Source organism: Neptunitalea chrysea, from assembly GCF_027924145.1.
Taxonomy (GTDB): Bacteria; Bacteroidota; Bacteroidia; order Flavobacteriales; family Flavobacteriaceae; genus Neptunitalea; species Neptunitalea chrysea.
In genome coordinates, this window is record NZ_BRVP01000021.1 from 12,424 (window position 1) to 25,273 (window position 12,850).

The following is a 12,850-nucleotide window of genomic DNA, read 5'->3' on the forward strand; positions in this document are numbered from 1 at the left end:
AAAAGATTGGGCGACTACTTAATTACTAAAACCACATTAATAAAAGAACACTCTGAAGCACTATCAATAACATCATAGGTCATTACACCATTAGCATCAATAGAAAGGTTTTCCAAAACAGAAGTATCATATGCTGTTACATAGTATTCTAATTCTGTAGCTCCAAAATAAGGAATACTACCGCTTGCCCCTGAACTAGACACTAAAGGTGAAGAAAACTGAGATTTATATTCGTTATATAAATCTACCGTTCTACCAGTTCCTGTAGAAGACACATCGATGTTCATACTTGGTAAATAGAAAAAACGAGTTGCCGCTTGAGTTAAACAAACCCAATCAGGACTACTAGCTGTGCCTACATTCTGACTTAAACAACTATTATCTGTATCATATACCAGTAACCCCGTTGCAGGAGAAGAAATATTTAATTTCTCATTATTCGTCATTCTTGGGACTAGAAGTCCTGAATCAATACTTGTAATGTCTAAAGCCGCAGAAGTATCAGGATTGGTGGTTCCAATTCCTACTTGACCGAATGTATAGGTTGAAATTATAAAAAAGGAAAAAACAGTAAATACTACTCTTAATGATAATTGGGGTTTCATAAGTTGTAAATTTTTAGAATCGCCGAAACTATAAAATTTACTCATAAGAAACAGCCTATACCGACTAATCGCCTATAATACTCGATAAAGTAACAACACAAAACAAATAAAGTAGTATTTACACAGTGTAAGTAAGGGTAAATACTACTTAGTATTTTTTAAGAATCTCTAAGACCCTGTAAAAAAAGATCGTATATGTCTATTCAAAGGTAAGCAATCTAACCCTGTTTCTGGCCAAGTACCATCTGCGTTTGCACATTGGTCATAATCGGTTACAACAGTACAACTAGCACAAGTGCCAAACGTTACTGTGCTATCCATGTCACTAATAGAACCAAAACAACCACTTTGTGTTGAGGCACCATTATTATTTAAAAAATTCAAATTGCCCTTTAAAATTGCTCCTCCATTAGATGTGCCATGTAGTACAAACTGACCATAATTACTGGATGTAGAATGTGCTGGTTGGTTTGCAGAGCCGGGTCCATAAAATTTAACATCATATACCGAGCTGCTAGTAAACTCAACATAACCTTCGTTGTAAAAAACACCGCCACCGCCCATGGTAATTCCTTGTAAAGACATTGTGCTATAATTTTCAATGCTTCCAGTAGATGCAAAAGCTACAGAACTTTGTACAACTGTCATATCACCTGTATTGATTATAGTACCTTGCAGGTTAGCCCAGTTTTGACTCATATGGAGGGTGCCACAATTAGAGAAAAAACTACCTACAGTATCATCATAGTTGGCGTGAGTACTCATTTCACCTTCATTCTTCATATGTAGTGTTGGGTCAGTGGAATACAATCCGTTACAACTAAAAACACCATAATTTTCAAACTTATTAGGCCCGTTACTACCATATTTCATATTTCCCACCATCACGCATTCACCATCTCCATAGTTATATAACTCTAACTTGGTTGACTGACTATTCATTTCTCCGGTAATATTTATTTTTCCTGAATTATTAATAATATTAGAGCCATTATTCGTACCAATATTAAAGTTACCTCCAATATTCATTATTCCAGAATTCGTTAAATTCAACAAACAACCTCCAACCGATAAATCATTATAATTCAAGGTAATGCTGCCTTCATTCACAATAACAGCTGTATCTATATCGTCTAAATTAAAATATGTATATGCCATACTACCGCCACTGGATATACTTAACTCTAAACTATCACCATTTAAATCTAAACCTTGCCATTGCGAACCATTTTGACCTGTTAATACTCCTCCATTATAAATATTGATAGCAGTAGTAAAAGGTATAGTATTAGGTGTATAAAGCTTTCCTGAAATATTAAACGTAACCAAGTTAGACGTTAGATTACCTGTAGAAGCCCATCCATTACCACAGGCTAAAACCGAACCAGAAGGTATACAAATGGTAACATTATCACCAAATGTTACAGTGTAATTAAAAGTAACGGTTCCGTTTATACAATATGTTTTATTTGGTAAAAAAGTATAATTACCCGCATTATTTGCTGAAGTTAAAACAATATCTGCACCACTACAATCGGTACATTGTGCACGTGCCACAAAAACGGCAAATAAAATAAACAAAAAGCTTAGAATCTTTTTCATAATCAACATTGATTTAAGCTCTCAATTATTTAATAACCAATACAACATTAATAAAAGAACACTCAGAGGCACTATCAATAACATCATACGTCATTACACCATTAGCATCAATAGAAAGGTTTTCCAAAACAGAAGTATCATATGCTGTTACATAGTATTCTAATTCTGTAGCTCCAAAATAAGGAATACTACCACTTGCCCCTGAACTAGACACTAAAGGTGAAGAAAACTGAGATTTATATTCGTTATATAAATCTACCGTTCTACCAGTTCCTGTAGAAGACACATCGATGTTCATACTTGGTAAATAGAAAAAACGAGTTGCCGCTTGAGTTAAACAAACCCAATCAGGACTACTAGCTGTGCCTACATTCTGACTTAAACAACTATTATCTGTATCATATACCAGTAACCCCGTTGCAGGAGAAGAAATATTTAATTTCTCATTATTCGTCATCCTTGGGATTAATAATCCAGATGTTGTACTCGTAATATCCAATGCAGATGATGCATCAGGATCTGTTGTTCCTATACCTACCTGAGCAAATCCAACACTCATAAACAACAACGTAATTAATAGGGGAAATACAAATTTAAATTTCATAACTTGTTACACATTAGCAATAAACGGTGCAAATGTACTTACAAGATTCTCCCATTAACAAATGTTGTAAGTATATTTCGACAACAGTTGTCTTTTATCGACAAACGAACCTTTTGTATAATTAAGAACTTTATTGTAACATTACACATCGTATTTTATTAACTAATTCTTAACATGGAAAGCCAAGAAATCAAACCTCAAAATCCTAATAACGAAGAAATTATTACCAACAAAAAACTAAGTTTATTTGCCGCTTTAATTCCCATTATTGTTTTGGTAGGAATGCTTGCTTATAATGTACTTGGTGTTTACGGAGACAATGCACTTGGCGGGTCTAATCAATTTGTTCTTTTAATGGGGGCTGCGGTTGCTGCTATCATTGGTTTTATCCATAAAATAAAGTACGAGGTGATGCTAGAAGAAATTGCCCATAACTTTAAATCAACCGGAGGAGCTATTTTAATCTTACTTTTTGTTGGAGCATTATCAGGTACTTGGTTAATTAGTGGCATTATACCTTCAATGATTTATTATGGTCTAGATATCTTAAACCCTAAAATATTCTTACCTGCCTCTGTTATTATTTGTTCAATTATATCAATCGCTACGGGAAGTAGTTGGACTACCTCTGCTACTGTAGGGATAGCACTTATTGGTATTGGCAATGCCTTAGGGATACCTATTGGCATGACTGCAGGAGCGGTAATATCAGGTGCCTATTTTGGAGATAAAATATCGCCTCTTAGTGACACCACCAACCTAGCGCCAGCAATGGCCGGAACCGACTTATTTACACATATAAGATACATGCTTATAACCACTGTACCCAGTATTGTGTTAACCCTTATTATATTTACTATAATAGGCTTAAATTTAGACACCTCGGGCGCACCAGATATTCATCTTATAAAAAATTCTATCTCTAAATCATTTTATATCACACCTTGGTTATTTTTAGTTCCGGTGCTTGTTATTTTAATGATTATAAAAAAGACACAACCATTAATTGCCTTATTAATAGGAACGCTACTTGGAGGTCTTTTCGCCCTTATATTCCAACCTGAAATAGTAATACATGCAGCAGGAAATGATCTTGAAGGACTAGGAACTTTTTCTCAATATTATAAAGGTGTAATGAATGCCATTACAACTGATGTTGCAATTCCAACAACAGACGAAAGTTTAAACGATCTTTTTTCTTCCGGTGGAATGGCTGGAATGCTAAATACCATATGGCTTATTCTTTGTGCTATGTCTTTTGGTGGGGTAATGGAAGCCATTGGTGCTTTGTCTAAAATAACAGCATCTTTATTAAAGTTATTCAATACGGTATTTGGGTTATTTGCAAGTACTGTTGCCAGTTGTTTAGCATTAAACGTAACTGCGTCTGACCAATACTTAGCCATTGTAGTACCTGGTAAAATGTTTGCGCAAGCCTATAAGGATAAAGGCTTAGCTCCTGAAAACTTAAGTAGAACCTTAGAAGATTCAGGTACCGTAACCTCTGCACTTGTTCCTTGGAATACCTGTGGGGCTTACCAGTCTAAAGTATTATTAGGTGAAGCCGGATTAACAAGTTATATACCCTATACCTTTTTTAATATTATAAGTCCGTTTATGACCTTGCTATTTGCAGCATTGTCAATTAAAATAAGAATGCTAAAAGACAAGTAAATCCGTAGTATTTTACCAAGTTTTGAATTTTAAATATAAAAAATTACCACATCCTTAAATTTTGATGTGGTTTTTTTTTACCATTACCTAACCCTATCAACGAATAAGAAATAGTAATTAAAATCTATATTCATACCATATTCTTTACCTATTTTTGTCTTGTAAAAATTTAAACTTAAAAATATGACACTAGTAGGTAAAAAATTCCCAAATTTATCAGTAGACGCCATGAATGATATGGGAGACACTTTTAAACTTAATGTTTTAGAAGAGGCTAAAAAGAATAATAAAAAAATATTATTATTCTGGTATCCAAAAGACTTTACTTTTGTTTGTCCTACAGAGTTACACGCTTTTCAGGCTGCTTTAGGTGAATTTGAGAAAAGAAATACATTGGTAATTGGTGCTTCTTGTGATACTCCTGAAGTTCACTTTGCATGGTTAAACACTGAAAAAGATAACGGTGGAATTGAAGGCGTTACCTACCCTATTCTTGCTGATAGCAACAGAAACCTAGCAAATATTTTAGGTATTCTTGATATTCAGAAAGAAACTTTTAATGAAGAAACTAATACATACATTGTAGAAGGAGACAATGTTACTTATAGAGCTACTTACCTAATTGACGAAGAAGGTACTGTTTTCCATGAAGGAATTAACCACATGCCACTAGGAAGAAACGTTAGCGAATTTTTAAGAATGATTGATGCGTATGCACACGTTCAAACACACGGCGAGGTTTGTCCTGCTAACTGGGAAGAAGGAAAAGAAGCTATGAAAGCTGACAGAAAAGGTGTAGCTAGCTATTTAAGCGCTAACTAATAAAACATTATTATATTATGGTAAAAGAATTAGAGCAAGACAATTTAGCAGAGATTGTTGAGAACAATGACACTGTAATTGTCCAGTATTCTGCTACCTGGTGCGGTAATTGCCGTATCATGAAACCTAAATTCAAAAAACTTTCAGTAGAACATGAAGATGCTGTATTTATTATGGCAGACGCAGAAAAGTTTCCTGAATCTAGAAAATTAGCAACGGTAGACAACTTACCAACATTTGCTACTTTTAAAGCAGGTGCCTTTGTAAAACAGGTACAAACAAATAAGTTTGAAAATTTAAAAGAGCTTGTAGATGAAGTTACCGGTAATTAAACACCTTACTCAGTTTATTGAAGACAATGATCAGGATTTTATTCTTGAAACCATTGAAACATTAGAAGCATTAACTGAAGTTCCTTCATTAAAGGATGAAGAATTAGATGTTATCGGAGAATTGATATCTAATATGTATGGTGCCATTGAAGTAGACAAAATGATAAAAGAAAATGGCATGGATAAAAAAGAGGCATTAAACACCTTTATGAAACGTGTTCTTGGCGCTATAGATAAATAAGTTGTAGAAACTGAAAAAGTATAGAAAGTCCTCTATTAATAGAGGACTTTTTTTTATCTTCATTTTTTTAAAATAATTATTGCTTTAATTAACAAAACCAAAAAATTATGGCTACAGTAAAATTTAAAGGTTCAGATGTACATATTGCCGGATCTTTACCAGAAATAGGATCAAAAGCTCCTGCTTTTTCTTTAACCGCTACAAACCTAAGCACTAAAACGCTAGAAGATTTTGCAGGAAGCAAAGTTGTACTTAACATATTTCCAAGCGTAGATACAGGTGTATGTGCTGCTTCTGTTAGAAAATTTAACGAGGAAGCTTCTAAACTCGACAACACTAAAGTACTTTGTATATCTAAAGATTTACCATTTGCATTTGCAAGATTTTGCGGTGCAGAAGGATTAGAAGATGTGATAAGCTTATCTGATTTTAAAGGAGGATTTGCTGACTACGGAGTAGATTTTACAGATGGTCCTTTAGATGGATTACTATCTCGTTCGGTAGTGGTAGTTGATGAAACTGGTACCGTAGTATACACAGAACAGGTTACCGAAACGGTTGAAGAACCAAATTACGATACTGCTATCGCAGCACTTAAATAAGCTTCTTTGTACATATCTCTATATTAAGAGAGATGAAGTGAGAAAAGAAAATTAAATTAATGATCAATTTTTTTAAAGGTAGAATTAAAAGCTTTGGGTATGCTTTTAAAGGTATATTCTTTCTCATGGGCTCAGAACCTAATGTTTTTGTGCACATGGCAGCAACTATATTCATTACAATTGCCGGTTTCTATTTTAATATTTCCGGAACAGAATGGATTGTACAAATTCTTACCATCACACTTGTTTTGTCTATGGAAGCTATAAATACAGCTGTAGAAAAAATAGCTGACTTTGTGCACCCAGAACATCATAAAAAAATTGGAATCATAAAAGATATTGCTGCAGGGGCTGTTTTACTAACAGCCATTGCAGCAATAATTATTGCCTGCATTATTTATATACCTAAATTTTTATCGTAAAGAAATATTTGTTTATTGTATTTTTGTTCGCTAATCTATAATTGCCCATGGCTAAAGAAAAGAGTAAAAAGACAGCTAATAAATCTAAATTCACAATTCCGAAATTAACGGTTAGTCGCCCCTATAAAATTATTTTTGGCGCTATGTTAATGCTATTTAGTATTGCGTTACTTATTTCTTTTATATCATTTTTCTTTACCTGGAAACAAGATCAGAGCGAAATTTTTGAATTTACAAACAGAAATGTTGAAGCACAAAACTTACTACGTAAGTTTGGAGCCGCAGTAAGTCATTTCTTTGTGTACAATGGTTTTGGTATAGCAGCTTTTATCTTCAGCTACTTAATATTTGTTACTGGTTTAGCACTATTTTTTAGTAGTAATAAAAAAGCGCTTGTAAATAAATGGTTTTGGGGTGTTTTATCGGCTAGTTGGTTAGCTATTCTTTTCGGGTTTTTTGCCTCAAAAGCACCTTTGCTTGGTGGTAGAATAGGTTATGAAATGAATGATTTCTTACAAGTATATATTGGTAAAATAGGGGTTATTCTATTATTACTTCTAGGACTTATTTTTTACCTTGTTTTCAAACTTAAGTTAACTCCAGAGCATTTCGTATCCTTTTATACTAAGAAAAAAGAAGCATTTAAAAAACATGCCCATATTGAAGAAGATACAGACCATATTGTAACATCGGAAGCTGAAACTAATAGCGCTACTAAAAACTCAGTCATAGATGATAAAATAGAAGACGCACCATATACTAGTAAAGGTACATCTACAACAAAATCATCTTTTGAAATATCCGTAGAAAATCTACAGCCTACTATTTCTAACTTTTCAAGATTAAACAAGGATGATGATATTGCCATAGAAAATTCGTTTGAAGAAAAAACAGAAGGAGTACCTTCTTCGCAAACAGAACTTACGACTGATACTTCTACTCAACTTGAGGTTTCTACACAAGAACAAGAAGACACTACCGATAAAGATGATGATGAAGCGTTAAATTTTGAAGTAAAGAAAGTAGAAGAAGAAAAAGAAGTTACCGACAATCTATCTAATAAATTAGTTAAGGATTTTGGTGAATTTGATCCTACCCTTGAATTAAGCAATTACCGATTCCCGGTGTTAGACTTATTGGCTGAACACGGAAAAGGAAGTGGTATTACCATTAATCAAGAAGAATTAGAGGAAAACAAAAATACCATTGTAAATACCCTTAAAAACTATAAAATTGAAATAGCCCAAATTAAGGCAACTATTGGCCCTACGGTAACACTTTACGAAATTGTACCAGAGGCGGGTATTAGAATCTCTAAGATTAAAAATCTTGAAGACGATATCGCACTTTCGTTAGCTGCCTTAGGGATTAGAATTATTGCTCCAATACCTGGTAAAGGAACTATTGGTATTGAAGTACCTAACAAGAAACCTTCTATTGTTTCTATGCGATCTGTTATTGCTGCGCAACGTTTCCAAAAAGCTGAAATGGAACTTCCTATCGCTTTTGGAAAAAACATTAGCAACGAAACCTTTGTGGTAGACTTAGCCAAAATGCCTCACTTATTAATGGCGGGTGCTACCGGACAAGGTAAATCGGTAGGGTTAAATGCCATCCTAACATCCTTACTTTACAAAAAGCATCCGGCTGAAGTAAAGTTTGTTTTGGTAGATCCTAAAAAAGTAGAGCTTACTATTTATAATAAAATAGAGCGTCATTATTTGGCTAAACTACCAGATTCTGAAGAGGCTATTATTACAGACAACACCAAAGTAATTAATACATTAAACTCTTTATGTATTGAAATGGATAACCGTTACGAATTACTTAAAAACGCAATGGTTAGAAACATTAAAGAGTATAATCAGAAATTTAAACAACGTAAACTTAACCCTAACGATGGGCATAAGTTTTTACCATATATAGTATTAGTTGTAGATGAATTTGCCGACTTAATTATGACTGCCGGTAAAGAAGTAGAAACACCTATTGCGCGTTTGGCTCAGTTAGCCAGGGCTATTGGTATTCACTTAATCATTGCTACACAAAGACCTTCGGTTAATGTTATTACCGGTATTATTAAAGCTAACTTCCCTGCCAGAGTGGCATTTAGAGTGACGTCTAAAATTGACTCTAGAACCATTTTAGATAGTCCGGGTGCAGACCAATTAATTGGTAAAGGAGATATGTTATACACCCAAGGGAATATGCTTACTCGTATACAATGTGCTTTTGTAGATACTCCTGAGGTAGATAAGATTGCAGAATTTATTGGGTCTCAAAAAGCCTACCCAGATGCACATTTACTTCCTGAATATGTTGGCGAAGAAGGTGAAGGTTCTGCTTTAGATATTAATATATCTGACCGTGATAAATTGTTTAAAGATGCTGCAGAGGTAATTGTAACCGCACAACAAGGTTCGGCATCATTATTGCAAAGAAAACTAAAATTAGGATATAACCGCGCCGGAAGACTGATAGACCAGTTGGAAGCCGCTGGTATTGTAGGGCCGTTTGAAGGTAGTAAAGCAAGACAAGTATTGGTAACTGATTTGGTTGCTCTACAAGAGTTATTAGATAATGAAAAAAATAGTTAAAAATAAAAATATGAAGAAGTTTGCTTTAACAGCATTGATTTTATGGATAGGAATTAACTCCGTAGCTGCACAGAATTCAGCTAAGGCTAAATCGCTTTTAGATGAAGTATACAACAAAGTAGGGAGCTACAAAAACTTATATATCGACTTTAAGTTTGAGCTTGTTAACAAAGACGCAGGTGTTAACCAAGAAACTAAAGGCAATGTAACTATTGAAGGTGACAAATATGCACTTAATTATATTGGTGTATTTAAAATGTTTGATGGTCATAAAATATACACTATTGTACCAGACAACGAAGAGGTTACCATTGAAAACAAAGGAGCAGACGATGCAAGCACTATTACCCCTTCTAAAATGCTTACCTTCTATAAAGATGGATATACCTATAAGTGGAAAGAAACTAAAAAAATTAAAGGTAGAGATATTCAAATTATTGAATTAACTCCTATCTCTTCTAAAGCAGAAGTTTCAAACATTTTATTAGGTATTGACACACAAACAAAACATATTTACAATGTGGTTGAAAATGGTAAAAATAGCACCTCTACTATTATTACTGTAAATAGTATGAAAACAGACCAACCATTACCAAAAAATACTTTTGTATTTAATAGAGAGAAATATAAAAAGTTAGGGTATTACATTAGTGAATAATTACATTTCTAAAAATCCCTTGAGGGGTTAACCACAATGAAGATATTAGATCGTTATATTTTAAAAAACTTCTTGATTAACTTTTTAAGTGCCTATATTATATTAACTATAATATTTATTTTTCAGTTTATATGGGTATTTATAGATGAGTTAGCGGGTAAAGGTTTAGATATTGGTATTATTGCTAAGTTTATTTTATATAACATTCCCGGGCTTACCCCATTAGTATTGCCGCTAACGGTATTATTAGCTTCTTTATTAACTTTTGGTTCTCTTGCAGAGAATTATGAGTTTGCCGCTATGAAATCTACAGGGTTCTCTCTTATTAGAGCTATGCGGCCGCTAATCGTCTTCATGATATTTTTAAGTATTGGTACTTTTTTTGTAAATAATAATCTAATTCCGGCAGCAGAATTAACTAATTACAATTTACGTAATAACATTAAAAAGGCTAAACCTGCCTTAGCTATTACCGCAGGTGCTTTTAACAATCTTGAATCACTTAATTTAAAAGTAGACGAAAAGTATGGTGAGAATGATCGTTTTTTAAAAAATGTTGTTATTCACAAAAATTCTAAAGACAAAAAAAACCATACAGTAATTAAGGCTAAAGAAGGTGAGCTGTTAAGTAGCGAAACCTCTAATATTCTGCAATTAATTTTAAAAGACGGGTATTATTACGAAGATGTTATATCAAAAGATCCCAGAAAACGAGATCATTACCCGCATGCTAAAGCTAAATTTGAAAAGTATATTATTAATGTAGACGTTTCTAGTTTTAAACATGAGGATTTATCTAAAATTAAGGTGGAGAATACCTTTAAAATGATGAACGTTAATGAACTTAATACAGCTGTAGATTCTATAAAAAAGGGGTATTTAAACAACATGAACCAGTTTGGCGAAAATGTATATAGACGATCTGGGTTTATAGAAATTAACAAAAGTAATGTAGCTAATAATCCTGACTCTTTAAAAGTAGAAACAAAGGACACCCTATTAAATGTTGATTTGGTTTCTTTGGTTTCTGCAAAAAAGAAAAAACAAGTGCTAGATATTGCCTTAAACGGTGTATCTAACAAAGCCAATACCCTAAGAAATAAAAAGAAAGATTTTGCTTTTAGAAAGAAATTTTTGAATAAACATATTATTACATTAAACAATAAATTCTCTTTATCTGTAGCTTGTTTAGTACTCTTTTTTATTGGTGCTCCACTAGGGGCTATTATTAAAAAAGGAGGATTAGGGCTCCCCATCATTATCTCTATGACGATATTTCTAGCATATCACTTTTTAGGGATGTTCTTAGATAACTTTTCAGAAGACGGATCGGTAAGTCCTACCATGGCATCATGGCTACCTACTTTTATTATGCTACCATTCGGAATTTATTTAACAGACAGAGCTTCTAAAGACCGACCTATTGCAGAATTGTATAAGTATTTTGCACCTATAGGTTCCTTTTTCTCTAAAATTTTTAAAGCTTTAAATTCATTATAATACCTTTGTATTATGAACACTTTGGAAAAAGAAATTCAACTCAATACCATTGAAGAAGCTATTGCTGATATTAGAAATGGAAAAATGGTGATTGTTGTTGACGATGAAAATCGTGAAAATGAAGGAGATTTTTTAGCTGCCGCTGAAACTATTACTCCTGAAATGATAAACTTTATGGCTACTCACGGACGTGGATTGATTTGCGCTCCACTTACCGAGACTAGGTGTAAAGAACTGGGCTTACACTCTATGGTAGTTAATAATACAGACCATATGGAAACTGCGTTTACTGTTTCTGTAGATTTAAGAGGGCATGGAGTTACTACAGGTATATCTGCCGGAGACAGAGCCGCAACAGTAAAGGCACTTGTGAATCCTGATATTAAACCATACGAGCTAGCAAGACCAGGACATATATTCCCGTTAATTGCAAAAGACGGAGGTGTATTAAGAAGAACCGGGCATACAGAAGCTGCTATTGATTTAGCGCGTTTAGCCGGATTTAAACCTGCTGGGGTTATCTGCGAAATAATGAACGAAGATGGCACCATGGCACGTTTACCTCATTTAGCAGAGGTAGCTCAAAAATTTGACATTAAACTTATTTCTATAGAAGATTTAGTTGCCTACAGAATGCAACACGATAGTTTAATTGAAAAGAGAGAGGATTTTACTATTAAAACACATTTTGGTGAATTCCGATTAAGAGCTTACGAACAAACCACTAATAAACAAGTACACATAGCACTTACTAAAGGTAGCTGGAAGAAAGGAGATGAAGTATTAGCTCGCATAAACTCTACCTTAGTTAACAACGATTTATTAGGTACCCTTACCAGTGATGACGATAAAAAGTTAGACAATATGTTTAACCTTATTAATACAGAAGGTAAAGGAGCTATCATCTTTATTAATCAAAACAATCAGAGTGTAAATATGCTTAGTAGGTTATCTGAGCTAAAAGCACTTCAGAAACAAGGAGAAATTAAAGCTCCTAAAATAATGATGGACAATAAAGATTATGGTATTGGAGCACAAATATTACATGATCTGGATATTTCTAAAATTCGATTAATCTCTAATTCTAGTCCTAAACCCACAAGACGTGTTGGTATATCTGGTTACGGATTAGATATTGTAGAATACGTACAATATTAAACTAAAAAGGCTCCTTCTCGGAGCCTTTTTAAT

General features: G+C 33.6%; 13 protein-coding genes. 10 read left to right on the forward strand and 3 right to left on the reverse strand.

Features of this window, described 5'->3' with window-relative positions; genetic code table 11:
• Positions 1-14: 14 nt before the first annotated feature.
• The 3 genes from NBRC110019_RS13625 to NBRC110019_RS13635 all read right to left on the reverse strand — a co-directional run bounded on the left by NBRC110019_RS13625 (position 15) and on the right by NBRC110019_RS13635 (position 2,811).
• Positions 15-605, reverse strand: coding sequence for a phage tail-like protein (locus NBRC110019_RS13625; protein WP_281755737.1), 591 nt, complete (start codon positions 603-605; stop codon positions 15-17).
• Positions 606-773: 168 nt separating this feature from the next.
• Positions 774-2,207 carry a hypothetical protein gene (locus NBRC110019_RS13630; RefSeq protein WP_281755738.1) on the reverse strand — a complete coding sequence of 478 codons (1,434 nt, stop codon included), beginning with the start codon at positions 2,205-2,207 and terminating at the stop codon, positions 774-776.
• A gap of 25 nt (positions 2,208-2,232) precedes the next feature.
• Positions 2,233-2,811: a phage tail-like protein gene (locus tag NBRC110019_RS13635; RefSeq protein WP_281755739.1), complete on the reverse strand. Its 579-nt coding sequence runs from the start codon at positions 2,809-2,811 to the stop codon at positions 2,233-2,235.
• 174 nt (positions 2,812-2,985) lie between these two features.
• Between NBRC110019_RS13635 and nhaC the strand changes: the two genes are divergently transcribed.
• The 10 genes from nhaC (at position 2,986) to ribB (ending at position 12,817) form a co-directional block, all read left to right on the forward strand.
• Positions 2,986-4,485 (forward strand): Na+/H+ antiporter NhaC, encoded by a 1,500-nt coding sequence (gene nhaC, locus NBRC110019_RS13640; RefSeq protein ID WP_281755740.1) that lies wholly within the window; start codon positions 2,986-2,988, stop codon positions 4,483-4,485.
• 183 nt (positions 4,486-4,668) lie between these two features.
• On the forward strand, positions 4,669-5,307 hold the full coding sequence (locus NBRC110019_RS13645; RefSeq protein WP_281755741.1) for a peroxiredoxin: 639 nt from the start codon (positions 4,669-4,671) through the stop codon (positions 5,305-5,307).
• A 17-nt stretch (positions 5,308-5,324) separates the two neighbouring features.
• Positions 5,325-5,639 carry a thioredoxin family protein gene (locus NBRC110019_RS13650; RefSeq protein WP_281755742.1) on the forward strand — a complete coding sequence of 105 codons (315 nt, stop codon included), beginning with the start codon at positions 5,325-5,327 and terminating at the stop codon, positions 5,637-5,639.
• Entirely contained in the window at positions 5,620-5,880 is a 261-nt protein-coding gene (locus tag NBRC110019_RS13655) for a DUF6952 family protein (RefSeq protein WP_281755744.1), read from the forward strand. Before NBRC110019_RS13650 ends, NBRC110019_RS13655 begins: the two co-directional genes overlap by 20 nt.
• Before the next feature lie 107 nt (positions 5,881-5,987).
• Positions 5,988-6,482, forward strand: coding sequence for a thiol peroxidase (gene tpx / locus NBRC110019_RS13660; protein WP_281755746.1), 495 nt, complete (start codon positions 5,988-5,990; stop codon positions 6,480-6,482).
• Between the two features lie 59 nt (positions 6,483-6,541).
• Positions 6,542-6,904, forward strand: coding sequence for a diacylglycerol kinase family protein (locus NBRC110019_RS13665; protein WP_281755748.1), 363 nt, complete (start codon positions 6,542-6,544; stop codon positions 6,902-6,904).
• A gap of 47 nt (positions 6,905-6,951) precedes the next feature.
• Positions 6,952-9,501, forward strand: coding sequence for an FtsK/SpoIIIE family DNA translocase (locus NBRC110019_RS13670; RefSeq protein ID WP_281755750.1), 2,550 nt, complete (start codon positions 6,952-6,954; stop codon positions 9,499-9,501).
• A 10-nt stretch (positions 9,502-9,511) separates the two neighbouring features.
• Positions 9,512-10,159 (forward strand): outer membrane lipoprotein periplasmic chaperone LolA1, encoded by a 648-nt coding sequence (gene lolA1, locus NBRC110019_RS13675; RefSeq protein ID WP_281755752.1) that lies wholly within the window; start codon positions 9,512-9,514, stop codon positions 10,157-10,159.
• A 36-nt stretch (positions 10,160-10,195) separates the two neighbouring features.
• Entirely contained in the window at positions 10,196-11,659 is a 1,464-nt protein-coding gene (locus NBRC110019_RS13680) for an LptF/LptG family permease (RefSeq protein ID WP_281755755.1), read from the forward strand.
• 12 nt (positions 11,660-11,671) lie between these two features.
• The gene (gene ribB / locus NBRC110019_RS13685) at positions 11,672-12,817 is read left to right on the forward strand and encodes a 3,4-dihydroxy-2-butanone-4-phosphate synthase (RefSeq protein ID WP_281755757.1); all 1,146 of its coding nucleotides are present in this window, start codon (positions 11,672-11,674) and stop codon (positions 12,815-12,817) included.
• Positions 12,818-12,850 lie beyond the last annotated feature (33 nt).